Source organism: Novosphingobium sp. BL-52-GroH (genome assembly GCF_044813085.1).
In the GTDB taxonomy this organism is placed as follows: domain Bacteria; phylum Pseudomonadota; class Alphaproteobacteria; order Sphingomonadales; family Sphingomonadaceae; genus Novosphingobium.
The window spans coordinates 1,014,644-1,039,243 of record NZ_CP171149.1 but is presented as its reverse complement, the minus strand read 5'-3'; the positions used below and the strand labels follow the sequence as shown (position 1 = coordinate 1,039,243).

Annotated in this window: 20 protein-coding genes and 3 riboswitches; of the genes, 12 read left to right on the top strand and 8 right to left on the bottom strand. The window is 68.2% G+C overall.

The features are described 5' to 3' along the window. Positions 1 to 96: 96 nt before the first annotated feature. Positions 97 to 2,232, top strand: coding sequence for a TonB-dependent siderophore receptor (locus ACFFDA_RS04470; RefSeq protein ID WP_404476403.1), 2,136 nt, complete (start codon positions 97 to 99; stop codon positions 2,230 to 2,232). A 62-nt stretch (positions 2,233 to 2,294) separates the two neighbouring features. On the opposite strand, the gene ACFFDA_RS04465 is transcribed toward ACFFDA_RS04470, so the two are convergent. Beyond that, positions 2,295 to 3,668 carry a sensor histidine kinase gene (locus ACFFDA_RS04465; RefSeq protein WP_404476402.1) on the bottom strand — a complete coding sequence of 458 codons (1,374 nt, stop codon included), beginning with the start codon at positions 3,666 to 3,668 and terminating at the stop codon, positions 2,295 to 2,297. Then, entirely contained in the window at positions 3,665 to 4,333 is a 669-nt protein-coding gene (locus ACFFDA_RS04460) for a response regulator transcription factor (RefSeq protein ID WP_404476401.1), read from the bottom strand. The genes ACFFDA_RS04465 and ACFFDA_RS04460 overlap by 4 nt, the downstream gene beginning before the upstream one ends. 210 nt (positions 4,334 to 4,543) lie before the next feature. On the opposite strand from ACFFDA_RS04460, the gene ACFFDA_RS04455 reads away from it, so the two are divergent. From ACFFDA_RS04455 to ACFFDA_RS04440, 4 genes are read left to right on the top strand one after another with little or no spacing between them, the layout of a single operon-like run. Continuing rightward, a complete protein-coding gene (locus ACFFDA_RS04455; protein WP_404476399.1) occupies positions 4,544 to 5,317 on the top strand; it encodes a hypothetical protein in 774 nt (257 codons plus the stop codon). Between the two features lie 37 nt (positions 5,318 to 5,354). Then, a complete protein-coding gene (locus ACFFDA_RS04450; protein WP_404476397.1) occupies positions 5,355 to 6,059 on the top strand; it encodes a nucleoside triphosphate hydrolase in 705 nt (234 codons plus the stop codon). Further along, the gene (locus ACFFDA_RS04445; protein WP_404476395.1) at positions 6,056 to 7,411 is read left to right on the top strand and encodes a lipopolysaccharide biosynthesis protein; all 1,356 of its coding nucleotides are present in this window, start codon (positions 6,056 to 6,058) and stop codon (positions 7,409 to 7,411) included. The genes ACFFDA_RS04450 and ACFFDA_RS04445 overlap by 4 nt, the downstream gene beginning before the upstream one ends. Then, positions 7,408 to 8,247: a hypothetical protein gene (locus ACFFDA_RS04440; RefSeq protein WP_404476394.1), complete on the top strand. Its 840-nt coding sequence runs from the start codon at positions 7,408 to 7,410 to the stop codon at positions 8,245 to 8,247. Before ACFFDA_RS04445 ends, ACFFDA_RS04440 begins: the two co-directional genes overlap by 4 nt. A 94-nt stretch (positions 8,248 to 8,341) precedes the next feature. Here ACFFDA_RS04440 and ACFFDA_RS04435 read toward each other — a convergent pair whose 3' ends face one another. From ACFFDA_RS04435 to ACFFDA_RS04425, 3 genes are all read right to left on the bottom strand, one after another. Next, positions 8,342 to 8,968 carry a hypothetical protein gene (locus tag ACFFDA_RS04435; RefSeq protein ID WP_404478297.1) on the bottom strand — a complete coding sequence of 209 codons (627 nt, stop codon included), beginning with the start codon at positions 8,966 to 8,968 and terminating at the stop codon, positions 8,342 to 8,344. A 184-nt stretch (positions 8,969 to 9,152) separates the two neighbouring features. Beyond that, complete coding sequence (locus tag ACFFDA_RS04430; protein ID WP_404476392.1) at positions 9,153 to 9,902, bottom strand: CbtA family protein; 750 nt, start codon at positions 9,900 to 9,902, stop codon at positions 9,153 to 9,155. A gap of 7 nt (positions 9,903 to 9,909) precedes the next feature. Further along, a complete protein-coding gene (locus ACFFDA_RS04425; protein WP_404476391.1) occupies positions 9,910 to 10,137 on the bottom strand; it encodes a CbtB-domain containing protein in 228 nt (75 codons plus the stop codon). 31 nt (positions 10,138 to 10,168) lie between these two features. Then, positions 10,169 to 10,314: riboswitch (cobalamin riboswitch) on the bottom strand. On the opposite strand from ACFFDA_RS04425, the gene ACFFDA_RS04420 reads away from it, so the two are divergent. From ACFFDA_RS04420 to bluB, 7 genes are all read left to right on the top strand, one after another. Beyond that, positions 10,313 to 10,900, top strand: coding sequence for a histidine phosphatase family protein (locus ACFFDA_RS04420; protein ID WP_404476389.1), 588 nt, complete (start codon positions 10,313 to 10,315; stop codon positions 10,898 to 10,900). (Overlaps the previous riboswitch by 2 nt.) Before the next feature lie 68 nt (positions 10,901 to 10,968). Further along, positions 10,969 to 11,223, top strand: a riboswitch (cobalamin riboswitch). Between the two features lie 197 nt (positions 11,224 to 11,420). Continuing rightward, positions 11,421 to 13,421: a TonB-dependent receptor plug domain-containing protein gene (locus ACFFDA_RS04415; RefSeq protein ID WP_404476388.1), complete on the top strand. Its 2,001-nt coding sequence runs from the start codon at positions 11,421 to 11,423 to the stop codon at positions 13,419 to 13,421. A gap of 89 nt (positions 13,422 to 13,510) precedes the next feature. After that, on the top strand, positions 13,511 to 15,001 hold the full coding sequence (locus ACFFDA_RS04410) for a PepSY domain-containing protein (protein WP_404476386.1): 1,491 nt from the start codon (positions 13,511 to 13,513) through the stop codon (positions 14,999 to 15,001). A gap of 79 nt (positions 15,002 to 15,080) precedes the next feature. Further along, a riboswitch (cobalamin riboswitch) is annotated at positions 15,081 to 15,326 on the top strand. A gap of 200 nt (positions 15,327 to 15,526) precedes the next feature. Further along, positions 15,527 to 16,576, top strand: coding sequence for a cobalamin biosynthesis protein CobW (gene cobW, locus ACFFDA_RS04405; RefSeq protein ID WP_404476384.1), 1,050 nt, complete (start codon positions 15,527 to 15,529; stop codon positions 16,574 to 16,576). 139 nt (positions 16,577 to 16,715) lie between these two features. Continuing rightward, on the top strand, positions 16,716 to 20,534 hold the full coding sequence (gene cobN / locus ACFFDA_RS04400; RefSeq protein WP_404476382.1) for a cobaltochelatase subunit CobN: 3,819 nt from the start codon (positions 16,716 to 16,718) through the stop codon (positions 20,532 to 20,534). A 2-nt stretch (positions 20,535 to 20,536) separates the two neighbouring features. Then, a complete protein-coding gene (cobO, locus tag ACFFDA_RS04395; RefSeq protein WP_404476379.1) occupies positions 20,537 to 21,145 on the top strand; it encodes a cob(I)yrinic acid a,c-diamide adenosyltransferase in 609 nt (202 codons plus the stop codon). A gap of 37 nt (positions 21,146 to 21,182) precedes the next feature. Then, the gene (gene bluB / locus ACFFDA_RS04390) at positions 21,183 to 21,926 is read left to right on the top strand and encodes a 5,6-dimethylbenzimidazole synthase (RefSeq protein WP_404476377.1); all 744 of its coding nucleotides are present in this window, start codon (positions 21,183 to 21,185) and stop codon (positions 21,924 to 21,926) included. A gap of 21 nt (positions 21,927 to 21,947) precedes the next feature. On the opposite strand, the gene ACFFDA_RS04385 is transcribed toward bluB, so the two are convergent. The 3 genes from ACFFDA_RS04385 to ACFFDA_RS04375 are packed head-to-tail and all read right to left on the bottom strand — an operon-like array spanning position 21,948 to position 24,592. Next, complete coding sequence (locus ACFFDA_RS04385; protein WP_404476374.1) at positions 21,948 to 22,727, bottom strand: SDR family NAD(P)-dependent oxidoreductase; 780 nt, start codon at positions 22,725 to 22,727, stop codon at positions 21,948 to 21,950. A gap of 36 nt (positions 22,728 to 22,763) precedes the next feature. Then, on the bottom strand, positions 22,764 to 23,849 hold the full coding sequence (locus tag ACFFDA_RS04380; protein WP_404476371.1) for a nuclear transport factor 2 family protein: 1,086 nt from the start codon (positions 23,847 to 23,849) through the stop codon (positions 22,764 to 22,766). Continuing rightward, positions 23,846 to 24,592, bottom strand: coding sequence for an SDR family NAD(P)-dependent oxidoreductase (locus ACFFDA_RS04375; RefSeq protein WP_404476369.1), 747 nt, complete (start codon positions 24,590 to 24,592; stop codon positions 23,846 to 23,848). The genes ACFFDA_RS04380 and ACFFDA_RS04375 overlap by 4 nt, the downstream gene beginning before the upstream one ends. Positions 24,593 to 24,600 lie beyond the last annotated feature (8 nt).

Sequence of the window (24,600 nt, the reverse complement as noted above, 5' to 3'; positions counted from 1 at the left end):
GGAATCTCTCGATATGCCAAAAATGCTAATGACAACTATTCGCATTATCGGTAGTGGGCCGATCGTTCGTCACATGGTTCGTCAAGGGGGGCACCAATGAACCGGAAAACCGTGGCCGCATGCGGCCTGGCGCTTGCAGCACTTCACACCGGCACCGCGTGGGCGGCCGAGGACAAGGAAGGCGAAGACCCCATCATCGTCACAGGCGCTCTCGAACGCAGCTCGGCCGGGACCAAGACCGATTCGCCACTGCTCGAGACACCGCAGCCGATCACCATCATCGATGCCGAGACCTACATCTCGCAAGGCGCGATCTCGGTTGCGGACACGTTCCGCTACGTATCCGGCGTCCAGGCCAATACGTACGGCACCGACGGCCGCGTCGACAGCAACCGCATCCGCGGCACCAGCCCGCTGCAGTTCCGCGACGGCATGCGCGACGTCTACGACAGCTACGCCAGCATCCGCGCCGACCCGTACAACTTCTCGCGCATCGAAGTGGTTCGCGGTCCCGCCTCGGTGCTGTTCGGGCAAAGCTCTATCGGCGGCATCTTCAACCTCGTTTCCAAGGCACCCGAATTCGAGACCCACGGCGACGCCGCGATCGTCTACGGCTCGTTCGACCGCAAGGAGGCGATGGCCGATCTCACCGGACCGCTCACCGACACCATCGCCGCCCGTATCGTCGGCCGCGTCCGGGATTCGGGCACGCAGGTGACCAGCATCACCGACGACCGCGTGATGGTCGCGCCCTCGATCAAGTGGCGGCCCAGTGCGTCCACCGAGGTGACCCTGCTGGGCCTGTACCAGGAGGACGACGGCGGCTCGCAATCGACCTTCCTGCCGCTGATCGGCACGCTGTTCGACAACCCGGTCGCAGGGCACTTGTCCAACGACACCTTCCCCGGCACTCCCGGCTTCGACCGCTACGACGGCCGGCTGCTGCAGGGCACCGGCATCGTCAACCACAGCTTCAACGACGCGATCAAGCTCAGCCTGAAGGCGCGCTACATCGACAGCCACGTCGACTACGTCTCGCAGTACCCGAACAGCTACTCCAGCCCGCTGGCGCCCTATGGTGCCGACGGGCGGACCATCCGCCTGGCGGGCAGCGCGACGTATGCGCGGATGAAGATCTTCAGCACGGACAACAACGTGCAGGCGCGCTTCAATACCGGCGCCCAGGTCGAGCACCTGCTGCTGGCCGGCGTGGACTATAGCTGGAACAGGATCGACCGGCGATCGACCTCGCTGGCGACGGCCAGCTTTGCGACCGGGGTCAACGTGATCGACCTTTACGATACGACGGACCCGCGCCGGTTCGACACGCCGACGATGGCGAGCACCAGCACCGTCACCCGGCCCGAACAGAGCCAGCTCGGCTTCTACGGCCAGGATCAGGTCCGGTTCTGGGACCGCGTCTCGGTGGTCGTCGGGCTGCGTCATGACGACGTGACCACCAAGGCACTCGGCAAGGCCGACGTCAAGGCAAAGGCCACGACCATGCGCGCCGGCATCATCGGCGAGCTGGCCTGGGGCATCTCCCCCTTCTTCAGCTACACCGAAAGCTTCCTGCCGATCACCGGCAACGATCCCAAGGGCAATGCCTATCGCCCGCAGTCGGGACGCCAACTGGAAGCCGGCATCAAGTGGGCGCCGGACCGCTACACGCTGGTCAACGCCACCGCCTATCACATCAAGGACCGCAACCGGCTGGTCACCAACCCCAATCCCAACCCGTCCGATCCCTTCCCCACCGCCTCGATCCAAGCCGGCGAGGTGATCTCCAAGGGCTTCGAGCTGGAAGCCAGCCGCGTCCTGCCCGAGAACTTCGTGCTGCGGGCGAACTACAGCTACACCAAGGCGCGCAATGCCAACGGCACGCCGGTGGACAATCTTGCCAAGCACATGGCCTCGGCATGGATCGACAAGACCATCCAGGATGTGTCGGGCTGGCAGCTCCGGCTGGGCGGCGGCGTGCGCTACGTCGGCGAAAGCCTGTCCTACGGGGCCGCATGGGTCGGCAGCACCCAGGCGCCCTATGGCTTCATCGTCACGCCCGACGTGACCCTGGTGGACGCGCTCGTAGAGATCAGCCGCGACGACTGGTCCCTCTCGATCAACGCCAACAACCTGACGAACAAGAAGTTCTACGCGGCCTGCCTGGCTCGCGGCGACTGCTTCATCGGCGCCGAACGCAACGTCTTCGGCACCGTTCGCTACCACTTCTGAACGCCCGCCCGGCCGATCCCGTTCGGGGTCGGCCGGGCCAGATCAGCGTGATTCGGCGCTTACTAGTAGCCCGACGCCTGCAGGGTGAGGATCACGAGTAGGCCCGGGCCGTCCTGGCGGTCGTCAAGCCGGATCGTGCCGCCCGACAGAGTCATCGCCTTGGTGGCGATCGACAGGCCCAGGCCACTGCCGGAGGTCGGCTCCGCACCGCGTTCAAAGCGGCCGAGCAGGCGCTCGCGATCCGCCGCCTGCACCCCGCGCCCCCGGTCGCCGACGGTGATGGCCAGGCGGTCGGAACTGCGGACGATGGCGATGTCGAGCCGGCCGCCGTCGCGGGCATGGCGTATCGCATTGTCGATAACCGCCGACAGGGCGATCCGCAACGACGAGGGATCGCAGCGCCAGCGCACGATATGGTCGGGCGTGACGGTGAATTCCATCGCGTCGGCGGGCAGGCGCACCGCCGCCTCGGCGACGACGTCGCCTACCAGCGCGTGAATGTCGACCGACCGGCTCGATACTTGCGTCGCATCGAGGCGGGCCAGAGTCAGCATGCCGTCGATCAGGTCGTTGGCGCGGTCGACCATCGCGACCAGCCTGCCCACGTCCTCCACCAGAAGGACCGGCGCCATCTTGCGCACCAGTTGCGCCTGGGCGCGCATGGCCGCCAGCGGGGTGCGCAATTCATGAGCGACGTCGTCGGTGAACGCCTGCTCCAGCTCGTAGCCCTGACCCAGCCGCGCGAACAGCTTGTTGAGGGCCACGATCAACGGCCCGAGATCGCGCGACCATTCCGTCGGGACCAGTGGGGTGAGGTCGGACAGCGACCGGGCATTCAGCGTGGACGCCAGCCGCTCCACCTCCGACAGGCTCTTGCGCAGCGTCCACCACAGCACGACCATCCCCGCCGCGAGCAGCAGCAGCATCGGCACCGCGAGCTGGCGCAGCACGGGCACCAGCGAGAATTCGCGCATCGCGCCACGCTCGGCGACGACGACCAGCAGGCGCGGATCGCGTCCGCGCAGGCCATAGCTGCGCCATTCGTCCTTCACCGCCCTGAAATCGTGCAGCCCGGTCTGGCGCGGCACGAGGCCGACCGGAGCACCCCAGCCCGACTGGGCGATCGGCCGGCCGTTCCAGAACACCACGAACATGCACCAGTCGTAGGACGCCTGGAACGCCTTGCGCTCCTCGGCAGTCAGCAGCGGATCGTCGTCCGACGACCTGGGACCGTGCGCCGTCAACAGCGCCGGCGCGAGGTCGTCCTGCATCAGCATGTAGAGCATGCGCGAGGCGTTCACGAGCTGGGCATCCGCCGCACGGCCGATCTCGCGGTTCGCGACGGTATAAAGGATGGCCCCCATCCCGAGGCCCGTCAGTGCCAGCAGGATCAGCAGCCGCCGGTAGAGCCGCGTCGAGAGCGAGGAGCGCCTCACGGTTCCCGGCCGCCCACCATGTAGCCCAGCCCGCGCGCGGTGCGGATGAAGTCGCGCCCGAACTTGCGCCGCAGCGAGGAGATGGCGACCTCGATCGTGTTCGATTCGACCCACTGGTCCTGGTCGTATAGCTCGCCCTCGAGGTCGGCCTTGGAAACGAACCGGCGGGCTCGCCGCATGAGCAGCGCCAGCACGCGGTACTCCTTGGCGGTCAGCGAGACGGCCGCCCCGTCGAGCGTCGCGACGTGGCCCGTGAAGTCCAGCGTGACGTCGCCGACGCTCACGCTGTCGTCCTGCCTGCGGTCCTTGCGGCGCAGCTGGGAGCGGATCCGCGCCGCCAGTTCCTCGAGGTCGACGGGCTTGACCACGTAGTCGTCCGCGCCGGCGTCGAGGCCGGCGACCCGATGCGGGGTGCGATCGAAGGCAGTGATGATGATGACCGGCGTCGCGTCGCGCCCGGAGCGCAGTTGGCGCAACGCCTCGAGGCCCGACATGTGCGGCAGGCCGATGTCCAGCAGGATCACGTCGTAGCTGTTGACGCTGGCGGCGGCGAGCACCTCGTCGCCGCGATCGAGCAGGTCGACGACATAACCGTCGAACTCCAGTGCCCGCTTCATCGCGCGGCCGAGATCGGCATCGTCTTCCGCAACCAGCAGCCGGGGCAAGGCATGGCTCCACCTGAAATGGGACGGCCCCTGCGCGTTCCAGGGGCCCCTGAGCGCTGCCTACGCCAGCCCCGAAAGGCCGTCAAACCGCCGATTTTTCTTTTTCCGGCCATCAGCTTCGCATCAGCTTGAAGGCCTAGGACCCAGCTTCGGCCTGAATGCAGGCACCGCGCGCGAGCCCGCCGCGTATCGAAAAGCGACTGACCGAACATGACGATCCACCTGCCCGCGCGCGAGATCGCGTACCTTGCCCTTCCGGATATTTCCCTATTCCCCCCGGTTATCCGAACCCGCGCCGGCCTCGCGCCCTGCGTGGCCCTCGTCGGGTGCGACGGATCGGGCAAATCGACGCTTGCCCGCGATCTCGTGGCGCTGCTCGACCGCCAGGCGCCGACTCGTTCGATATATTTAGGGCTGGGCACCGGCGAACTGGGGCGCCGCATCGCGCAAGTGCCGGTGGTCGGCGCGTTGGTGGAGCGCTACCTCGCGGGCAAGGCGAGCAAGGCCCACGACCGCCCCGACAAGCGGTTGCCCGGCCTCGTCACGGCGCTGGCGATGTATGCCTTCTCGCTCGCCCGCCGCCGGCGCTTCCGCAAGGTGCTCGACTATCGCGGGACCGGCGTGCAGGTCATCACCGACCGCTATCCGCAGGCAGAGGTTCCAGGCAGCTTCGATGGCCCGGGGCTGTCGTGGACCCGCAAGGGCTCGGCCCTGGTGGAACGTCTCGCCGCGCACGAGCGCGTCCTTTACGCCGAGATGGCGGCCTGCCGGCCGACGTTGGTGATCCGGCTGAACGTCGACGCCGATACCGCCCTGGCGCGCAAGGCCGATCACCGGCGCGACCTGCTCGAAAGGAAGCTCGCCGTCGTGCCGGGCTTGCGTTTCGGCGGGGCGCAGATCGTCGATATCGACGCCACCCGGCCCTATCACGAAGTCCTCCAGACCGTGCTCGCGGTGCTGCGGCGCAACGGGCTGAACACCTGACAGCCCCGCTTCCTCTTCTCTTCCCGGTATCCTTTCCATGAACAGCTATCCCCTTGCGCCCCTGATCGCCGTCGTCGGCTGCGACGGCTCGGGCAAGTCGACCGTGACGCAGGCCCTCCAGGAATGGATGGACGCGCGCATGCCCACCCGGATCTGCCACCTCGGCAAGCAGTCGGGCAACATCGGGCGGCAGATCGCGCGCCTGCCGCTGCTGGGCGGCCGGCTCGACAAGTCGATCCACGCCAAGGCACAGAAGGCCCAGACGGAAAAGGGGCCCGGCCTACTTGCCGCCCTCGTGATCTACGCCTTCTCGATGCGCCGCGTCCGCCGCTTTCGCCGTATGATGCGGCTGCGGGCGGAGGGCAATGCCATCATCGCCGATCGTTTCCCGCAACTGGGCGTACCCGGCCCTATGGACGGGCCAGGTCTCGCCAATGCCCGGCAGACCGGGCTGGTGGGCATGCTCGCTCGCGCGGAACGACGGCGCTACGCGGCCATGGCCGCCTGCTCGCCGGACCTCGTGCTGCGCCTCAATGTGTCGCTGGAGGTCGCCGTCGTCCGCAAGCCCGACCACCGCATCTCCTCGCTCGCCCGCAAGATCGCCGACGTGCCGCTGCTCACGTTCGAAGACGCGCCGATCGTGGAAATCGACGCCGAACAGCCGCTCGAAGACGTGCTGGCGCAAGCCATGGCGGCGATAACCCTGCGCGTGGAATGCACAGAGCACAGGGTCGCCGCGTGAGCACGAGCCTGCCCATCAAGCACTGGTTCTCCGACAGCGTGTTCCGCACCATCGTGCGCAATGCCTCCTACCTGGGTTCGAGCAAGCTGGTCGGCGCCCTGCTGGGCCTCGTCGCGCTGGCCTGTGCCGGGCGGGGCATGACGCCGGCGCTGTTCGGCGTGCTCGTGCTGATCCATTCTTACGCCAACGGCGTCGGCGCGATCGTCAAGTTCCAGACCTGGCAGTTCATCGTGCGCTACGGCGCCCCCGCGCTCGGCCGCGGCGACGTCGACGAACTGCGCGACGTCACCGGCTTCGCCTTCGGGCTCGACCTCGCCAGCGGGTTTATCGGCATGGCCGCCGGCCTGATCGTCCTGCCGTTCGTCGCCGAACGCATCGGTATCGACGCGCGCGACGTGGGCATAGCCATGCTCTATTGTACGCTGATCCCGACGATGACCGCCGCCACCCCGACCGGCATCCTGCGCGTGCTCGACCGGTTCGACCAGATCGCCGTCCAGCAGATGGTCACCCCCCTGCTCCGCGCCGTGGGTGGGGCCATCTCCTACTTCGGGAACCTGGGCTTCCCGGGCTTCGTGCTGACCTGGTATCTCGCCGACCTGGCGGGCGACCTGTGCCTGTGGTTCATGGCCGTGCAGGAACTGCGACGCCAGGGTATCCGGCGCGCGCTTCGCCCGGGCCTGTTGGGTCCAGGCCGGCGGATCAGGGGCGCGTGGGACTTCGTGTGGACGACCAACATCGCGCACTCGATCTGGGCCGCCTGGGGGCCGATCAGCAATCTCATCGTCGGCGCCATGCTGGGGCCAGCCAGCGCCGGCCTCTTCAAGATCGCCGCGACCTTCTTCGATTCCGCCAGCAAGCCGGCGGACCTCATGGCCCGCAGCTTCTATCCCGAGATCATGCGCCTCGACCCGGCCAGCGGGCATCCCTGGCTGCTGGCCATCCGCAGCGCGCTGATCTCGGGCGCGATCGGGCTGCTGATCCTGCTGCTGGTGATCCTGGGTGGCGAGCCGGTGATCGGCTTCGTCTTCGGCAAGCGCTACCTCGAGGCCTACGACCTGCTGCAGCTCATGACGGCCTCGCTGATCGTCACCATGGCGAGCTTCCCGCTGGAATCGCTACTCTACATGGCCGGCCGGCAGCGGGCGGCAATGGTGGCAGAAGGCATCGCGGCGCTGGGCTATGCCGTGCTGCTGTTCGTGCTGATCCACCTGTTCGGGATCACCGGGGCCGGCCTTGCCTATGTGGCCGGCGTCTGCCTCAAGGCGCTGTTCATGCTGATGCCCACGCTTGGCGCCTATCGCGGACGACGGCACCTTTCGCACGTCATGGCGCAAGGGGCCCGCGCATGAGTGCTCGCGACACCTTTTCGCGCGAAACGCTGGGCGCGCTGTTCGAGGCGGTCGAGATGGACGATGTCGTCGATCCGGTCGTCAGCCTCCCCGACCCCATACCGGTCGCCTGCACGCGCGAGGAAATGCGCCGATGCCTCGACTTGTGCGTGCAGTTCTGGCGCGAGGGCGCCGCGCGGGCCGACATGGTCGAGCTTGTCGGCACCCTGCTGCTGACCGGCGACCTGCCGCAGGATTCGCGAATCCGCTACAAGCACGTCCGCGCCCGCTACAAGCACTTGCGCTTTGCCCTCGTGCTTTACGGATCGCGGCACCGCGCGCCGCTTCTGTTCCGCTCCACCGTGGCGGTGATGGGGCATTTGCAGGACGCGTTTCGCAACCGGCAGCGGGCCGCGGTCCTCGGCTATGCGCTGCTCCTGCGCCTGTTGCTGTCCTGGCCGGCCTGGCTAGCGGTGCGATGCGAGGTCCAGGCCGTCCGCCTCGACGATGCGGAGGGCTTTCTCGCGTTCCGCCAGGCCGAATTCGCCCGTCTGAGGCAGTGGTTCGAAAGCGGAGAACCCACGGGACACCGGTTCCACGCGATGCGCAAGATCGTCAGCCGGCAGGTCTCGTTCTACGATACCGTGCGCACCCTGGAACCCGACGACCGGATCTATCGGATGTCGCGCTTCCTCAGCGCCATCAACGGCCTGATGGGCAGCATGCACGACGACCTGGTCGAACAGGCCGTCGCCGGTCATCGCCACTATCACCGCGACGAGTTCCCGCTACCTGAGAACATCCGCCACCGCCTGGAAGCACTGACCCGGCGCTACCCGAAAGCTCCGCCCGCATAAGCGGCTCGACGACGGATGCGAGACGCCTCGCCACCTTCCGCCACCTCCGCGACGGTTGGAGGCCCGCTTCTTGCTACGGGAATGGCACCGGCCCCTAATCCGGGAGCTTCCCGAACGGCAGCAACTTGCGCGCCAGCAGGGCGGCGGCCTTGCCGTCGTTGGCGCGCAGGGCCGGGAGCATGGCGAGGGCCGCGCGCTTCATGATCGAATCGAGCGGCGTTGGGGTTTGCGCCGCCACAGCCGCTTCCGCCCAGCGCCGGGCACGCGGCACGTCGTCGGTGTCCTTGCGGATCTGCATCAGGGCCGCGAGCCCGGGATAGAACGCGCGATCCCCGCCCAGGGTGACGGCGCGCATGAGCGCGACCTCCCCCGCCTGGGTCCGCGCGCCCAGCGCCGCGCCGGCTACGAAGCCACCGAGCTGGTCGATCGCACCCAGATGCCAGCCTGCGATGACCATCTGCGCTTCGGCATCCCGCGGATTTTGCGTGGCCAATTGCTTGAACACCGTCAGCGATGCCCGCACGTCCGAGCGGCTACGCGTAAGTTTCCCACGATAGCCGATCGCGATGGCGCGCTGCAGCGTCGCTTCATGATCGCCGGGACGGGCCGCCAGTATCCTGTCGGACGCCGTGATCGCCTGCGCGACCAGCGCCAGCGCCCGCGACTTGTCCGCCGCCTGGAAAGCTGCGGTCGTCAGCAGGTCTCGCGGAGACTCCGCCATGGCCGCGCAGGGCGTGGCGGAAACGATTGCACTGACGGCGATCAACGTTGAGCGGTACACGCATACTCCTGCCAGGATGGGCATGCGCAAGGTGACCGATCATCGAGCCCTAGGCCAGCGATTATCGCTCCTGCCCGCACGGCCCGGGGCGCGCCCGGACCGGCCTGCCGACAGGGAGCGGATTTCAGCGCGCGGGCGAAGCACCCTGTCGCTTGAGCACGGTCTCCGCCCATAGCCCGAAGGCGATGCCGATCGTCGCCCACAGGAGGAATTGCGTGCCGATGGAGGCGACGCGGAAATTCCACAGCAGCGTCGCCGGAAAATCGGCCGGAACTTCGTCCACGGTGGGCAGCAGGAACTGCCCCAGGCCGACGATCGCGCAATAGCTGCCGACCGCCAGCAGCGTCGCATCGAACCCGCGCCCGGACCGCGCCGCAAGGACCGCGCGCACCTTGCCGGCGATCACCGCCGCGCCCAGCGAGAGGACGATCATCGCGAAGTAGGCCGCCGTGCGCAGGCCAACCGTCTCGTGCTTACCCACCGCGGGCGGCGTCTGCGGATACTTGATGGCCGGCACGACGACCACCAGCAGGAACACCAGCCCCGCCATCAGCAGCGCCAGGCTGCGCGGCCCGGCCGCGCCGAAGCGGCCATAGCCATAGGCGAAGACCAGCGCGAAGATGCCGCCTACCGCCGCACCGTAGAGCGCCATGGCGGTCAACAGCCCGGCGCCCTTCTGCGTCGAGCGGCTGACGAGTTCCTCCTCCGGCTCGGCAGCGGGCGCTGGCCCGCTCATATGATGTGCCGCGTGCGATTGCTCGACACCGATGGCAAGGTCGATCTGCGGTTCGGCGAAGGCGCGCGCGAAGAGCGTGGCGAGCAGGGCCGCGAGAATGCCGGCCAGCATTCCGCGCCACAACAGGTCCCTGGTCATCGCCGGATCAGTGGCAGGGGAAGCCGAGAAGATGGCGTCCGTCGTGGACGAACTCGTGCACGTACATGCCCTGGAACAGCGCGAAGGCGCCCTGCTCGGTGCTGACGAAGTAGAGGAAGATGAGCGCCAGCAACGTGCCGAGCACGGCCCAGGGGGCGATGTCCTCGACCGGGATGGCGGTGCCACCCTGTACGGGAATGAAACTGTCGTCGAACAGGGCTGCAGACTTGGACATGTCACGCTCCTTCAGGGGATTTCGCGTCCCGGGGATACAAATTCCAGGGTGAAGGTCTGGCTCTCGACGGCGAACGTCGATTACAGTGGCGCGACCGCGCCGGATTTTCACCGGCTTCCCCATCCTGAAAGTCCCGGCCACTTAGGGCCCGATCGGCCATCCGGTCAATGCCGAGTTGGCAACGCTTTTGGAGGTTTCCCTGGCGACGACCCTGCTGCTGCTCTGCGCGGCCACGACACCGCTAAGCCGCAGCGGCGGTTTTCCCGGCCCCGACGACGCGCTCGACGAGCCTGGCCGACGCGCCGCGGCGGCGTGCGTCCTGCCGGTGCGATTCGCAGGCGATGTGCTGCACGCGCCCTCCCGCGCAGCTGCGGAAACTGCCGCCACCATGGGCCTTGCCGCCCGGATCGATCCCGCGCTGGCAGACATCGACCACGGGACATGGTCCGGCAGGTCTTTCGACGCGATCGCGTCAGCAGACACGGCCGCTCTGCCTGCCTGGCTTGCCGATCCCGTGCAGGGCACGCCCGACGGCGAGACCATGGCGCAAGTGCAGGCGCGCATCGGCCGCTGGCTCAACGCCATAGCCGCGGCGCCGGCAACGTCCTGCGCGATCACCCATGCGATGCCGATCCGCGCCGCGCTGGCCCACGCGCTGGACATTCCCCTTCCCGCCACTCTCGCCATCGACGTGGCGCCGCTCTCGCGGACGGTGCTGTCCTTCAACGGCAGGTGGCGGTTGCAGTCGCTAGGGCTCGATTGACCCTCTTGCGAACTGTCGCAACTGTCGATATCCGCCGCTCCGTCCGGGCAGGCTACACGAGCGAGCCCGGGCGAAATGATCGCGCCGGTGCCTCGAAAGAGGCTTAAAACGGGAACACGGTGAGGGATATCCGCGCAAGCGGACCTTTCGAATCCGAGGCTGTCCCTGCAACTGTAAGCGGCGAGCGCGATGTACATGTGCGGACGGGAAGACCCGGGCCGCCAGCCACTGGGCCGGACGCTGCGACATGCGAGGCCTGGGAAGGCCGTGCATCAAGCCATGACCCGCGAGCCAGGAGACCTGCCGGCGTCTGGTCGCTCATGCCTTGGCCCAGGGGGTGGCCGTGGCACGGTGATTTTCCGTCTGAGCGACGAACGAGCGGCGGGGGCCGCACGGCAGCGCATGCCGGTCGCCACGACGAGGGGCGCCCGGCCGGTGTGCGCGCCGGCCGTTCGGAGCGATCGTCGTTCCCGGGCGGCACGCCCCTGCCTGATGTCGCCAGGCGCTCAGGGGAATGTTCATGTTCAATGCCACCATCTCGCGCGGCGCGCTTGCCGCATCGATCGCGCTCGCCTGCGTCACGCCCGCCCTTGCGGACGAGGATGCCGACGCGATCGTCGTCACCGGCCGCAGTCTCGAGGAGACCTTGCCGGAGGAACTCTCGCGCTACGGCAGCGACATCGCCACGCTCGACGAGAAGCGCGTCAAGGACAGCGGCGCGGTGGACCTCGCCCGCGCGCTGGAAGCGGTACCGGGGCTCTACATCCGCTCGCGCGGGGGGCCATTCACCTATGTCGACGTCTCGCTGCAGGGATCGCGCACGCAGGACGTGCTGTTCACGCTGGACGGCATCCGCCTCAACAACCGCCTCTACGGCGGCACGTCGCCCAACGACACCCTGCCCGCCAGCATGATCGAGCGGATCGAGGTGCTCAAGGGCGGCGAGAGCCTGTTCTACGGCACCCAGGCCTCCGCCGGGATCATCAACGTCGTCACCCGCGGCTTCACCGACGACTTCAACGGCCAGGTCAATGGCAGCGTCGACAGCCGCGCGGGCACCAGCGTCGACGGCTATGTCCGCGGCGGCATGGGCGGCCACAGGTTCGTCGCCTACGCCTCGCGCAACCAGTCGGACGGCTACATGCCCTACAGCGCGTACCAGCCGAGCCTGACCGACCGCAAGCTGGGCTATGACCTGTGGTCCGCCGGGCTCAAGTACCAGTACGACCTCGCCCCCGACCTCGCGTTGAACGCGCAATACCAGCACACCGAAGCGAAGCTCGACAACCTGTCCGCCACCCGCATCAAGGAAAGCCGCAACGACCGTAACGAGGAGATTGCCAGTGTTCGCGTCGACTACACCGCGGACGACGGCTTCCAGTTCTTCCTCAAGGGCTACTTCCACGAATGGAAGACCGCCTACGTGCGCATCCGCAATTCGCTGCCCCTCGGCACCCCGATCGTCGATTTCCCTCCCGGCACCTTCTGGGGCTATCGCGACTGGGGCGGCAGCGCCGTCGCCAAGCTGCACCTGCACCGGGGCCTGGAATACCTTGTCGGCTACGATTTCCAGAGCTTCAACGGCCGCGACGACGTGCTGCTGATCGGACCGACCAACGAGAAGGTCCACGCGGGCATTCTCCAGGTTCGCACCGACGACGAGCTGTCAAGCAAGGGCCGCATCGCGGCAGGCCTGCGCTACAACAGGACCGAAGGCGCCAGGAAGACGATCTGGAACGTCTCCGGCCGCTACGACTTCTCCGACGCGCTCTACATCGAGGCCAATGGGGGCACCTCGTTCATCCTGCCCGACGCCTCGCAACTCTACGGCAATGACCCGTGCTGCGAAGTCGGCAATCCCAACCTTGCACCGGAGGAGAGCCTCAACCTCAACGCCTCGGTCGGCGGCCTGATCCCTGCCGGCCTGGCCGAGCTGCGCTGGAAGGCGACCTACTTCAACCGTCGAATCACCAACCTCATCGACACGACATACGACGATCCGGCCTTCCCCGACGGCACGTACATCAACGTCGATGACAAGGTCCGCTCGCAAGGCGCGGAAGTCGAACTGAACGCGCGCCTTGCCGGTGGCTGGACCATCAATGCCAGCTACACTTATGCCCGCGTGCGCAACCAGGGCGCCTCGCTCCAGCGCGACCGCAACCCCGAACAGTACGCCAAGGGCACGGTCGCCTATGCACCGGAAGACCGTCCGTTCGGTGCCAGCGTATCGGTGAACTGGCTGGGCGATACCTGGTCGACGCTCTCGGGCTTCGGACGCCGCAACTACGGCAACTATGCGCTCGTCGACTTCGGCGCCTACCTCTATCCCGATGGCGAAACGCGCCAACATCGCTTCGGGATCAACGTCGAGAACGTGTTCGACCGGGAGTACGCAACGCGCGGCTGGTCCTCGGCCGTCACCGACCAGGGTGCGCTCGAGGGCACCAACACGCGCTTCACCTTCTTCAACCGGGGCGTCCCGCGCACGCTGCGGGTGAGCTACGGCGTGAGCTTCTAGCGTCCGGGAAGGCGTCCCCGCGAAAGCGGGGGCGTCGGCCGAAGAAACGCGCCTGCCGTCCCGCAACGCTACCCGACGGAAACCCCATCATGATGAAGCCCGTGCTTTTTCTCCATCGCTGGCTCGGCGTCCTCGTCGGGCTGCTCATGACGATCTGGTGCCTATCCGGGTTCGTGATGATGTACGTGGATTATCCGCGCCTCTCGCCGGCGGAGCAACTCGAGGGCCTGGCCCCCCTTCGAATGCCTGCCGCGCTCGGCCCAGTCGACCTGCCGGCGGACACCTCCCTCGCATCCGCCCGGATCGAGATGATGGCGGGCCGGCCGGTCCTGCGCGTCACCCCGGCGCTGGAGCGGGTCCGCCCCATCGCCCAGATGCGCGCCGCCCCCATTGCCTTCGATCTCGCCACCGGCCGGCCGATCCAAACGATCGCGCCAGCCGACCTGCAGGCCATCGCCCGCTCTTTCGGCCGGGGCCGCGGGATCGAAGGGCGAGCGCCCAGCCTCGCGGAAACGCCGATCGACCAGTGGACGGTCCAGGCCTACCGCCGCAATGCGCCGCTTTACCGTGCCGACTATGCCGACCCCGCCGGAACCCACGCCTACATTTCGGGCCAGTCCGGCGAGGTGGTGCAGCAGACCACGCTGTTCGAACGTTTCTGGGGCTGGCTGGGCGCAGTGCCGCACTGGCTCTACCCCACGATCCTGCGACAGGACGGGGAATTATGGACCCAGGTCGTGATATGGACCTCGCTTGCCGGCTGCTTCCTCGCCGCGACAGGGATGTGGGTGGGCATCGGCCGACTGCGCCGCCGCCGCGACGGCACGATCGGCTCGCCCTATCGCGGAATCTGGTGGTGGCATCACGTCTTCGGCCTGTTCTTCGGCGTGCTGACGCTCACCTGGCTCGCGAGCGGGCTGCTATCGATGAATCCGTGGGGTTTCCTCGACAACAGCGCAGGTCTTGCCGAAAGGAGCAAGCTGACCGGGGAGATGCAGTGGAGCGCCGTGCGCCGGGCCCTGCTCGCTCTGCCCCGTCTCCCTGGGGACACCGTCCGGATCGAAACCGCTCCGCTGGGCGGGGCCGTCCACCTCGTCGCGATCGACGGTGCAGGGCACGCCACGCGCTACGCCGCCGACGGACGCCCAGCCCCGCTCGCGCGGGCCGAACTGCGCGCGGTGCTCACAAGAACCCTCCCGGTAGCCCGGCTGGAGCGACTGACGCACGAGGACGCCTATTACTACGCCCGCCGCTTCCCTGCCCCGCTGCCCGTCTGGCGCGCGCAACTGTCGGATGCCGAACACACGCTGCTCTACCTCGATGCCACCTCGGGGCAGCTAATACGCGCGTTCGACCGCAACGGACGCGGTCATCGCTGGCTACAGGACGGGCTGCACAGCCTCGACCTGCCGGTCCTGCGGCGTCGTCCGCTGTGGGACATCGTCGTCTTGCCCCTCCTCGCCATGGTCACCCTGGTCTGCGCGACGGGGACCTGGATGGGATTGAGCAAGGTCCGGCGCGACGTGCGGCGCCTGCGCCGCAGAATGATCCGGCGCTGGCGTCGGGCAAGCTCTGCCTGAGTGTCTCTGAACCCGAATCTTCCGATTGGCAGGCCGGAGGAATCGCCCTAATGCGGTCCCCGGCAGGCGCTCACGCACCTGTCGAAAAGATCGCGCCGGTGCCTCGATACGAGGCTTAAAACGGGAAGGCGGTGAGGGTGGCGCCAGCCATCCGATTCCGCAGCTGTCCCTGCAACTGTAAGCGGCGAGCGCGATGTACATCGTTTCCCCCAAGCCGGGGGAAGCAGCCACTGGGCCGGACGCTAAGTCATGCGGGGCCTGGGAAGGCCGTGCATCGAGCGAAGACCCGCGAGCCAGGAGACCTGCCGGCGTCTGGTCGCTCATGCCTTGGCCCAGGGGGTGGCCGTGGCACGGTATTTTCCGTCTGAGCGACGACGAGTCATGCGGCCGGGGCCGCATCGGCACGCGTGCCGCGGGCGCTTGTCGCGCCTGCCCGCAGCGCGCGTGCCGACCGTCGTACCGCGCCTCACCGTGCGAAACGACGGCAGGCCCCGCCGTGCCAGTCGCTGCGCGAGGAGAAGACCATTGAGCAAAGTGCCCACCACCGTCATCACCGGCTTCCTCGGAGCGGGCAAGACCACGCTGATCCGCCACCTGCTGCAGAACGCGAAAGGTCGCCGCCTCGCCCTCGTCATCAACGAGTTCGGCGACGTCGGCGTCGACGGCGAACTGGTCAAGGGCTGCAACGACGACGCGTGCCCCGAAGACGACATCGTCGAGCTGGCCAACGGCTGCATCTGCTGCACGGTCGCCGACGACTTCCTGCCGACGATGATGAAGCTGCTCGACCGCCCCAACCCGCCAGAGCACATCATCATCGAGACGTCCGGCCTCGCCCTGCCCAAGCCGCTGGTGAAGGCCTTCCAATGGCCAGACATCCGCACCCGCGCGACGGTCGACGGGGTGGTCGCGCTGATCGACGCGGATGCCGTCGCGGCCGGGCGCTTCGCCACCGACGAAGTCGCGCTGGCTGCAGCCCGCGCGGCCGATCCCAACCTCGACCACGACAGCCCGCTGGAGGAATTGTTCGAGGAGCAACTGGGCTGCGCCGATATGGTCGTGCTCAACAAGACCGACCTCGTCGATGGGGCGACACTAGCCCGCGTCGAGAGGCTGGTGGCGGCAGAAACCCGCCCCGGCGTGAAGATCGTGCGCGCGGACCACGGCGCGGTCGACATCGCCGCGTTGCTCGGCATCACTGCGGCGGCCGAGGACGACCTCGACAGCCGCAAGTCGCATATCGACGGGCTCGAGGACGGCCACGACCACGACGATTTCGACAGCTTCGTCGCGCAGGGCGGCGAGGTCGCCGATCTCGATGCGCTGGTGGCACGGATGGCAGCGCTGATCGCCGAGCATGACGTGCTGCGGATCAAGGGCATGGTCGCAGTGGCGGGCAAGCCGAGCCGGTTGATCGTCCAGGCGGTCGGCCCGCGCATCCAGCATTTCTACGACCGCGCCTGGCTTGCGGGCGAGGCGCGCCGCACGCAACTGGTGGTGATCGGCCAGAAAGGTCTGGACCGCGTGGCCATCGAGGTTGGGCTGGCGGATGTGCTCGGCGTTGTAGCCGCGTGATGTTTTCCCACCGTCCTGGCGAGGCCCTGCGTGCGGCGGCCCGGAACGTCGGCGAGCCCGCCAAGCGGGTGCGGCAATCCAGAGTCGCGTGGCAACGACGGAACTTCGCGCCGCCCCCCTCCGCGCGAGGCATCGCCTGATGCACCTGCTGTCCGCCACTCCGGGGACCATTTCCAATGGCGACGAGGCGATCGACCTCGACCAGCCGCCGGGCGACATCGTCATCCTGACGGTGGCGGACAGCGAACTCGCGTGTTTCGCCAAGGCGGCGGCGCAGCTTCCCGCCGGCGCGCCGAGCGTGCGGCTTGCCAACCTGCTGCAGCTCAAGCACCCCTACTCGATCGACCTATACGTCGAGAAGGTCATCGCCCACGCCCGGTTCGTCTGCGTCGTGCTGCTCGGCGGCAAGAGCTATTGGCCCTACGGCATCGACGAGATCGCAGCCATCGCGCGCGAACGCGGTATCGCCTTCGCCGCCATCGCCGATGGAAGGGAAGCCGACCCGGCGCTCGACCGCGCCTGCACCCTGCCTGCCCCCCAGGTCGAGCACTTGCGCGATTACTTGCGCCAGGGCGGCACCGCCAATGCACTGGCGTTCCTGCGCACCGCCGCGCGAGCGATCGGCCACGATTGCGGGCAGCCCGACGATCCGGTGCCGGTCGCCGACGCGGGGCTCTACCTCCCCGGCGTCGACCGGCCGGGCCTGGCCGACCTGCATGCGCGCTGGCGACCCGACGCGCCGGTCGCGCTGCTGGTGTTCTACCGCGCGCTGATGATCGCCGGCACGCTCGACGCGGTCGATGCCATGGTCACGGCACTGGAAGCGCGCGGCTTCAACGTCGCCGCCGTCCACGTTCGCGCCCTGCGCGAGCCTTTCGCGATCGACTGGCTGGGCGGGCTGATGGGCGAGATCGCTCCCGACGTGATCGTCAACGCGACAAGCTTCGCGTCCTCCTCCTCGGGGGAGCCACGCAATCCCGGGGTGCTGGAACGCGCCGACTGCCCGATCCTCCAGGTCGCGTTCGCCGGGGTGGAGGAAGCCGACTGGCAGGCCGCCGCGCGCGGCCTCGGCCCGCGCGACCTGGCGATGAACGTGGCGCTGCCCGAAGTCGACGGGCGCATCTTCACCCGCGCCGTCGCCTTCAAGGCGGCCGAGCGCTTCGACGAGACGACCCAATGCGGCATCGTCGTGCCCCGCGTGGCGCCCGACCGTGTCGCCTTCGTCGCCGACCTCGCCGCCAACTGGGCGTACCTGCGCCGCACTCCCGCGCCCGAGCGACGGGTGGCGCTGGTCCTCGCCAACTACCCCAACCGCGACGGCCGGATCGGCAACGGCGTCGGCCTCGACACCCCGGCCAGCGCGGCCTCGATCCTCGCGTCACTGCGTGCGGCCGGCTACGATGTCGGCGATGCTCCACGCGATGGCGCGGCGCTGATGGCACTGATGACCGGCGGGGTGACTAACGACCTCGCCTCCCGCGATCGAGCCGGCGAGATCGCCCTGCCCTTGGCGGCCTACCACGCCGCTTTCGCCAAAGTTCCGCCCGCCGCCAGGTCCCGGATGCTCGACCGCTGGGGTGCGCCCGAAGCCGACCCCTTCGTGCGCGATGGCGCCTTCCGCCTGACCCTCCACCGGTTCGGCAATGTCGTGCTCGCGGTACAGCCGGCGCGGGGGTACAATATCGATCCCAAATCCAGCTACCACGACCCCGCGCTGCCGCCGACGCACGCCTACTTCGCCTTCCACGCCTGGCTGGCCGGGCCGTTCGGCGCGCAGGCCGTGGTCCATGTCGGCAAGCACGGCAATCTCGAATGGCTGCCGGGCAAGGCCGTCTCGCTCTCGGGGGACTGCTTCCCCGAGATCTGCGCCGGGCCCCTGCCCCAGCTCTACCCTTTCATCGTCAACGATCCGGGCGAAGGCACCCAAGCCAAGCGGCGCATCGGCGCGGTGGTGGTCGATCACCTGACGCCACCCCTCACCCGCGCCGAAAGCTATGGGCCGTTGAAGCAGCTCGAAGCGCTGGTCGACGAATACTACCTAGCCGCCGGCATGGACCCGCGCCGGCTCGAACGGCTGCGGCGCGACATCCTCGACCTCGCGCGCGGGCATGGGCTGGACCAGGACGCGGGCGCGACGGGGGACGGCGACGATGCGCTGTCCGCCATCGACAACTACCTGTGCGAATTGAAGGAACTGCAGATCCGCGACGGGCTGCACGTCTTCGGCCATTCGCCGCAAGGGCGTTTGCGCCGGGATCTGCTGGTGGCACTGGCGCGCACGCCGCGCGGGTATGAGCGAGCAGGGCAGGCCTCGCTGCTGCGGGCGATGGCGCAGGACTTCGGGTTCGGATTCGATCCGCTGGATTGCCGGATGGGCGATCGCTGGGACGAGGCGCGGCCCGAGGCGTTGGCGGCGATTTCGGACGAGCCCTGGCGCACCTTGGGCGATACGGTAGAGCGCTTGGAACTCTTGGCCGCGGCATGGGCGGAGCGGCGTCCCGGGCTTGATCCGGGCCCGTGGGCAGTCCTCGAGGAAGAACCTCGTGTCCGGGCGCTCTGGCGAGAGCTATCGCCTCAAGATCTGCCCACCCGGGACGAAGCCGCTTTCCCTTGCACCGCCGCCGTCCTGGCCGAAATTGCCGACAACCTCGCGCCGCGTATCGACGCTTGCGGATCGGCCGAAACCGCGGCGCTGTTGGCGGGACTCGACGGGCGCTTCGTCCTCCCCGGACCCTCCGGCGCGCCCACCCGGGGCCGACCGGACGTGCTTCCTACCGGCCGCAACTTCTACTCCGTCGACACCCGCGCGGTGCCCACAGCCGTCGCCTGGGACCTCGGCTTCAAGTCGGCGCAGTTGCTCGTCGAGGACTACCTCCAGCGCGAGGGCGAATACCCGCGCGCGATGGCGCTCTCGGCCTGGGGCACCGCCAACATGCGTACCGGCGGCGACGACATCGCGCAGGCCCTCGCCCTGATGGGCGTGCGGCCGCGCTGGGAGTGGACGTCACGCCGCGTCACCGGGTTCGAGATCATGACAGTCGCAGAACTGCGCCGGCCGCGCGTGGACGTGACCTTGCGCGTCTCGGGCTTCTTCCGCGATGCCTTCCCCGAACAGATGGACCTGATCGACAGCGCCGCCCGCGCGGTCATGGCGCTCGACGAACCCCAGGGGGACAACCCCGCCGCCGAGCGCCACCGCGCCGAAACCGCGCAGCTCGCAGCGCTGGGCCAAAGCCCGGAACTTGCCGCCCGCCGCGCCGGATCGCGCGTGTTCGGCTCGAAGCCCGGCGCTTACGGGGCCGGCCTGCAGGCGATGATCGACGAGAAGCTGTGGCACGACCGCGCCGACCTCGCACAGGTCTACCTCGACTGGGGCAGCTATGCCTATGGCGCCGGCGTCGAGGGCGAGGCCGAGCGCGCGCTGTTCGCCGCCCGCCTGACGCAGACCGATGCCGTGGTCCAGAACCAGGACAACCGCGAGCACGACCTGCTCGACAGCGACGACTACTACCAGTTCGAAGGCGGCATCGCCTCTGCGGTGGAGCACTTGAAGGGCCGCAAGGTCGTGTCCTACCACAACGACCACTCGCGCCCCGAACGCCCGGTCGTGCGCACGCTGGAGGACGAGATCGGCCGGGTTGTCCGCGCGCGCGTCACCAACCCCAAGTGGATCGCGGGCGTGATGCGCCACGGCTACAAGGGCGCGTTCGAGATTGCCGCCTCGGTCGACTACCTCTTCGCCTTCGCCGCCACGACCCATGCGGTGAAGGATCACCATTTCGACGCCGTCCACGCCGCCTTCATCGAGGACGAGGCGGTCCGCGCGTTCATGGGCGAGGCCAATCCGGCGGCGCTGCGCGAAACCGCGGCGCGCCTGGCCGAAGCGCTCGAACGCGGGCTGTGGAAGCCCAGATCCAACAGTGCGGGCGTACTGCTCGCCGAAATCGCAGGAGCCTGATCATGGTGGAACGTACCGACGAACGCCACGCCGAGAAGATGAAGAAGAAGCAGGCCGCCCACGACAAGATCATGGCGTCCAAGACGATCGAGAAGGGCCTGCTGATCGTCCATACCGGCAAGGGCAAGGGCAAGACCACTGCCGCGCTCGGCATGGTGGTCCGCGCGATCGGGCACGGCAAGAAGGTCGGCGTCGTGCAGTTCGTCAAAGGCGCGATGACCACGGGCGAGAAGGTGGTCTTCGATGCCTTCCCCGGTAACGTCGAGTTCAAGCCGATGGGCGAAGGCTTCACCTGGAACACCCAGGACCGCGCCCGCGACATCGCCCTCGCCCGCGAGGCCTGGGACGAGGTCAGGCGCATGGTCGAGGACCCGGCCTACGACATGGTGCTGGCCGACGAACTGAACATCGTCCTGCGCTACGACTACCTGCCGCTGGACGAGGTGCTGGACGTGCTCACCGCAAAGGCCGAGATGAAGCACGTCATCGTGACCGGCCGCAATGCTCCCGAGGCGCTGATGGAGAAGGCGGACCTCGTAACCGAGATGACGCTGGTGAAGCACCCCTTCCGCGAACAGGGCGTCAAGGCGCAGGCAGGCGTCGAGTTCTGACGATGGCCTGCGACGGCGCCGACACGGCACCGGGGCCATGAACGGTCCCGCCATCCCAGCACGGGCGACGGACGTCGTGGAGTACGGCGCTGTGGATTCGTCGAAATCACCTGCCGATGGGAGCCTTGCGAACGGCAATGCCTTGAAACCGGGGCCCCGTTTCGCTCCCGCCTTTCGCGACGACCTCGCAGCGCTTCTGACGTGGCGGCGCGACGTGCGGCACTTTCGGGTGGAGCCCATACCCGAGGACATCGTGGCGCAACTGCTCGCCACCGCCCAGTGCGCGCCATCTGTCGGCAATTCGCAGCCCTGGCGCTTCGTGCGCGTGCGCTCCGCCGCGTTGCGCGGGGAACTGGCCCGCCATGTCGATCGCGAAGCCGAGCGCGCCGGGCAGGCGATGGGTGAACGCCGCGAGGTCTATGCCGCCCTGAAACTCCATGGCCTCGACCGCGCTCCCGAAATCCTCGCGGTGTTCTGCGACGGGACCACCGAAGTCGGTGGCGGCCTCGGTGCGGCGACGATGCCGCAGACCCGCGAATGGTCGGTAGTGCTGGCCATTCACACCCTGTGGCTGGCGGCCCGGGCCCGGGGACTCGGGCTGGGCTGGGTCTCGATCGCCGAGCCTGACGTCGTGACCCGCCTGCTCGACGTGCCGCCAGGCTGGAGCTTCGTGGCCCTGCTGTGCCTGGGCGTGCCGGAACGCTGCGACGAGGTCCCCGAACTCGAACGGCGCGGCTGGCAGGCCCGCCTGGACTGGAGGCGCCACGTCAGCGAGCGATGACCTCCACCGCGGCGCCGGCCATCAGGATGCGGCGTAGCCGCCGTCGACATGGATGGCATCGCCATGCACGTAGCGCGAGGCGCTCGAAGCCAGGAAGGCGACCGCCTCGGCCACTTCGGCAGGCTCCACGAAGCGGCCCATCGGATTGCCAGCGGCGACGCCCTGCCGCAACGTCTCGACCGGGGTGCCGCCGGCGATGCGCGAGAAAGTGGCGAGGATATCGTCCATCATCGCCGACTCGACGACGCCGGGGTGGACCGAGTTCACGCGGATCGGCTTGCCCAGCGTGGCGAACTCCACGGCCGCAACGCGCGTGAGCATCCGCGCTGCCGCCTTGCTCGTGCAATAAGCGGCGCTGAACGCCGAAGGCTTGTCCGAGGCGCCCGAGCACAAGTTGACCACCGAGGCCCCGCCCGGCCGACGCGGGCCGCTGCGGGCAAGCAGGTCGCAGGCCACCTTGAGACCCAGGAACATGCCTTCGACATTGACCTGCTGGCAGCGGCGCCAGTCCTCCAGCGACATGGCGTCCAGCCGCGCCATCGGCGCGATGCCGGCATTGTTGACGAGGATGTCGAGCGCCCCGTGGCGCTGCTCGACCAGCGCGACCGCTTCGGCCCAGCTCGCCTCGCTGGTGACGTCAAGCGTCACGAAATCGTCCGCTGCCGCGCCCTTGGGCGGCCGGATGTCCGAACGCACTACCGTTGCACCCCGCGCTTCCAGCAGGGTAGCGACCGCGGACCCGATATCGCCGTTGGCGCCGGTCACGAGGGCGACGGTGTCGTCCAGACGGGTTGCATCCATGTATCGTTCCTCTTTCCTTGTGTTCGAACCGGAAGCTCAGCCGCGCAAGAACGCGTAGACCGGGTCGCCCTGCCCTCGTTCGCCGTGCAGGTCGAGCGCGGCATACATGCCGCCGGCCATGTCGCGCGTGCTCGGTTCGCTGCGCAGCCAGTCGAGCACGAAAGTGCGCTCGGCGATGGCCCAGCAACCGTCGCGGCGGACGAAGCGGTCGATATAGCGGCCGCCAGTGAGGGTATCCGTGCCGTCGCGGCCGGTGCTAGCGGCAATCACGTAAGTCTCGCCAACGGCGCCGTCGCCTTCGACCTCGATCCACTGGTTGGCGATCGAATGGAAGGTCTGCTCGTAAGTCTCCTCGACCAGCGCGCAGATGGCGGCGGCGAAATCGCGGCCCCTGCCGTTGAAGGCGCCGCTGACCACGGTGGAATCCTCGTGGAACACTTGGCTCAGCAGCCGCACGTCGGCGCGGTCGACGCCCCGGCAATAAGCCATCGTAAGGTCCGCGATCTGCTGGCGCGAGACGACGGCGTCGAGGGTCTGTTCGCTGTGCGTCATCGGCTGATATCCTTGTTCTTGCGTCTTTGCGGAAACCTGAGCGCGAGCCCGTGCCAGCAGGGCGATGCCGGCGTCGGCGGCGCCATGGCCGCCAACCGGCACCTGGCTTTCGAGCGGCCCGATGCCCGGCAATGCGCAGTCGACGTGCGGGCCGCCAGTCCAGTTCACATTGGTGTCGAGCACATACGTGCGATGGCTCATGCGCCATTCGCCACCGCGCAGTTCGTGCCGGTCGAGGTAGCGGCCGCAGATCAGATGCTGGGTGGCGGGACCGCCCTCTCCGGGACTGGAGGCGTAGGCCATGATGTAGCTCTCGGACGCCGCCCGGTCGCCATCGAGTTCGATCCACATCTGCGCGGTGCGGTGCAGCGTCACCGGACCCGACTTCTGTGCGCCGGCGAGGATCGCCGCGAACTCGGATGCCGCGCCGGTGTAGAAGCGGTAATCGACAGTGCCGTCGTCGTGGTAGCAGCTTGCCAGAAGGCCCGCGTCGGCGCGGTCGACGCCGCGGCTGTGGCAGGCCAGCACCTTGGCGATGGCCTGGATGTCGGCCACATGTCCGATGTTCATCCCACCGTCTCCCCGTTGTCGATGACGATGTGGGTACCGGTGATCTGGCGCGATTCTTCGGAGGCGAGGAACAGCACGAGGTTGGCGACGTCCTGCGGCGAGCCCTGACCGCGCGCGTTGACCTGGTCGAGCCCGGCGTTGTCCTGCGGCAACTGGTCGAGCGCCTGGCGCGTCATCGGCGTGTCGTGTGCGCCGGGCGCGATGGCGTTGACGCGTATCCTGTAGTCCTGTTCGAGGCAGTGGACCGCGACGCTGCGGGTCAGGGCGATGATCCCGGCTTTGGCGGCGCTGTAAGCCGGGATCGCGCTGATCCCCTTGAGCGCGGCGACCGACGCGACGTTGATGATCGAGCCGCCGCCGCCCTTGGTCATGTGCGGCAGGGCCGTGTGGCAGCCCAGGAAACAGCCTTCGACCATGACCTGCATCTGCAGGCGGAAGGTGGCGAGATCGCACTCCTCGACATTGCCAAACCGCACGAGGCCGGCATTGTTGACCAGCACGTCGAGGCTGCCGAACCGGGCGATGGTCTGCGCCACCACCTCGCGCCACTGCGCTTCGTCGCGCACGTCGTGTTCGAGGAACAGCGCACCGGGGATGGACGACGCGACTTCGCGGCCGAGATCGGCCTGGAGGTCGGTGATGACGACTTGCGCGCCCTCGGCCGCCAACGTCCGCGCGTCGGCGGCGCCGAGGCCGGAGGCTCCTCCAGTGACGAGAGCGACTTTGCCTGCGACACGGTTCATGGTTTTCT

What these genes read in the sequence shown, in the direction of transcription:
- ACFFDA_RS04470 (WP_404476403.1), top strand. Translation starts at nt 97, where the DNA reads ATGAACCGGAAAACCGTGGCCGCATGCGGCCTGGCGCTTGCAGCACTT.
- ACFFDA_RS04455 (WP_404476399.1), top strand. Translation starts at nt 4,544, where the DNA reads ATGACGATCCACCTGCCCGCGCGCGAGATCGCGTACCTTGCCCTTCCG.
- ACFFDA_RS04450 (WP_404476397.1), top strand. Translation starts at nt 5,355, where the DNA reads ATGAACAGCTATCCCCTTGCGCCCCTGATCGCCGTCGTCGGCTGCGAC.
- ACFFDA_RS04440 (WP_404476394.1), top strand. Translation starts at nt 7,408, where the DNA reads ATGAGTGCTCGCGACACCTTTTCGCGCGAAACGCTGGGCGCGCTGTTC.
- ACFFDA_RS04435 (WP_404478297.1), bottom strand. Translation starts at nt 8,968, where the DNA reads ATGGCGGAGTCTCCGCGAGACCTGCTGACGACCGCAGCTTTCCAGGCG.
- ACFFDA_RS04430 (WP_404476392.1), bottom strand. Translation starts at nt 9,902, where the DNA reads ATGACCAGGGACCTGTTGTGGCGCGGAATGCTGGCCGGCATTCTCGCG.
- ACFFDA_RS04425 (WP_404476391.1), bottom strand. Translation starts at nt 10,137, where the DNA reads ATGTCCAAGTCTGCAGCCCTGTTCGACGACAGTTTCATTCCCGTACAG.
- ACFFDA_RS04415 (WP_404476388.1), top strand. Translation starts at nt 11,421, where the DNA reads ATGTTCAATGCCACCATCTCGCGCGGCGCGCTTGCCGCATCGATCGCG.
- ACFFDA_RS04410 (WP_404476386.1), top strand. Translation starts at nt 13,511, where the DNA reads ATGATGAAGCCCGTGCTTTTTCTCCATCGCTGGCTCGGCGTCCTCGTC.
- cobN (WP_404476382.1), top strand. Translation starts at nt 16,716, where the DNA reads ATGCACCTGCTGTCCGCCACTCCGGGGACCATTTCCAATGGCGACGAG.
- cobO (WP_404476379.1), top strand. Translation starts at nt 20,537, where the DNA reads ATGGTGGAACGTACCGACGAACGCCACGCCGAGAAGATGAAGAAGAAG.
- bluB (WP_404476377.1), top strand. Translation starts at nt 21,183, where the DNA reads ATGAACGGTCCCGCCATCCCAGCACGGGCGACGGACGTCGTGGAGTAC.
- ACFFDA_RS04385 (WP_404476374.1), bottom strand. Translation starts at nt 22,727, where the DNA reads ATGGATGCAACCCGTCTGGACGACACCGTCGCCCTCGTGACCGGCGCC.
- ACFFDA_RS04380 (WP_404476371.1), bottom strand. Translation starts at nt 23,849, where the DNA reads ATGAACATCGGACATGTGGCCGACATCCAGGCCATCGCCAAGGTGCTG.
- ACFFDA_RS04375 (WP_404476369.1), bottom strand. Translation starts at nt 24,592, where the DNA reads ATGAACCGTGTCGCAGGCAAAGTCGCTCTCGTCACTGGAGGAGCCTCC.